This window comes from Xanthomonas axonopodis, from assembly GCF_001304695.1.
GTDB classification, from domain to species: domain Bacteria; phylum Pseudomonadota; class Gammaproteobacteria; order Xanthomonadales; family Xanthomonadaceae; genus Xanthomonas; species Xanthomonas axonopodis.
In genome coordinates, this window is sequence record NZ_JFAQ01000311.1 from 1 (window position 1) to 1900 (window position 1900).

1 protein-coding gene and 1 other RNA gene are annotated in these 1900 nt (G+C 63.4%); one reads left to right on the plus strand and one right to left on the minus strand.

Annotated elements, in window-relative coordinates; genetic code table 11:
- Positions 1–27: 27 nt before the first annotated feature.
- Complete coding sequence (locus XAXN_RS19985) at positions 28–1302, minus strand: dicarboxylate/amino acid:cation symporter (RefSeq protein WP_206416682.1); 1275 nt, start codon at positions 1300–1302, stop codon at positions 28–30.
- 98 nt (positions 1303–1400) lie between these two features.
- Between XAXN_RS19985 and XAXN_RS22305 the strand changes: the two genes are divergently transcribed.
- A non-coding RNA gene (locus XAXN_RS22305) (sX9 sRNA) lies at positions 1401–1476 on the plus strand.
- The last annotated feature ends 424 nt before the right edge of the window (positions 1477–1900 follow it).

Consider the following 1900-nt stretch of genomic DNA (forward strand, 5'->3'; position numbering starts at 1 on the left):
CATTCCCCATTCCCCATTCCCTATTCCCTATTCCTCACCCTTGGCCACCAAGGTCGTCAGCGCCAGATCCCCGGTCACGTTCAGCGCCGTGCGGCACATGTCCAGGAAGTGGTTGACGCCCAGGATCATGCCGATACCCACCGGGTTGACCCCGACCATCGCGCAGATCAGCGCCACCACCGGCAGCGAGCCGGACGGCGCGTCGGCGGTGCCGATCCCGCCCAGGATGCAGACCAGCATCACCATGAACTGCTGGCCCAGGCCCAGGTCCACGTTGAAAAACTGCGCCAGGAAGATCACCGTGACGCCTTCGAAAAGTGCGGTGCCGTTCTGGTTGGCGGTGGCACCCACGGTCAGTACGAAACGCGACACCCGCGGCGGCAGGCCCATCTCGTCGGCCACGCGCAAGGCCGTTGGCAGGGTCGCGTTGCTGGAGGCGGTCGAGAACGCCATCACCGTCGCTTCCTGGGTCTGGCGGAAAAAGCCCAGCGGCGAGCGTCCGGCGAATTTCACCGCAATGCCGTAACTGATCACCATGTGCAGGCCCAGCGCCAGCACCACCACGCCCACGTAGGCGCCCAGGCGAATCAGCAGATCGAAGCCGAACAGCGCGGCCAGGTTGAACATGAAACACGCCACCACAGAGGGCGCCAGACGGATCCCGATCAAGGTCATCGAGATCTCGAAGACCCCCTCGATGCCGCGCCGCAACGTGGCGACCTTTTCGTCTTCGGTCAGCACCATGCCCACGCCGAACATCACCGCAAAAAACATCAGCGACAGAATTGCACCATTGCTCGCCGCGGCGGCAATCACGTTGCTGGGAACGATCGACAGCAGCATGTCCATGCCCTGCGGCTGGGTGCCGGAGCTGGAAATGATCTCGCGGGTGCGCTCGGCGTTTTCCTGGATCAGCTGATTGGCCAGTCGCGGGGCCACGCCCGCGCCGGGCTTGAGCACGTTGACCAGCACCAGCCCCAGCAACACCGCCACACCGGACAGCACCACGGTATAGCCCGGGGTGCGCCACCCCACCCGCCCGAGCGCGCGGATGTCGCCCATTTCGGAAATACCCATGACCAGCGCCGAAAACAGCAGCGGCACGATCAGCATGAAGATCAGATTGAGGAAGACCTGCGAAAACGGCGTGGTGACGTACTTGGTTGCCAGACGCACCCAACCGGCGTCGCTGCCGGCCAGGTAATAGACAGCCAGACCCAACAACAGGCCCACGGCAAAGCCAATTCCCATCTTCCAATGCAGGGGCAGGCCAGGGCGGCGCGTGGCCGGGGATGCTGTCATCTGGTCAGGCCTTGGTGGACACAAAGACCGGAGCTTGGAGCGGCTAACAAAACTACTGCGCAGCCGCCAGGCGGGCGCGGCCGGTGCTCGGAATCCTCATGTACCCCTCGTACACTCCGGTTCCTGTGCGCCGTCCACGCCCACCTGACGACCGCTCGCTACGTTTTGTTAGCCACTCTTAACAAGCGCCATGGATGCGGCCACCTACCCGGGATGCTCCTGCGCACCTGCTGCGGGTAGGTGGGGTTCTCGATATCGGGTGAGGCAAGCGTTTTGCGGCTGGCTGTAGGCTTCGCTTTTTAGCTACGAAGACAGTGCAGCCGGCATTTCGAATCGTCGCGACGGCTCAGTGTCATCCGATGCTGTTCGTCGCAGCATGGTCTATCGAGTGCGCGCTGCCTCGCCGCTTGCGGGACACGCCGTGAACCGGTCCCTAAGGGCGCGTTGGCGGCATCCATGTCGCAAGCGGTCCCGCAATTGGCGGGCACACCGCACCAGCACGCTGTTCGGTCACTCAGTAAATGCTTAGCGTCAAGGTTGCGCCGGCTTAGTGGTGCAAGTCGCAGAACACATGCGCGCTAGCTGTTCAGTCCCGGCA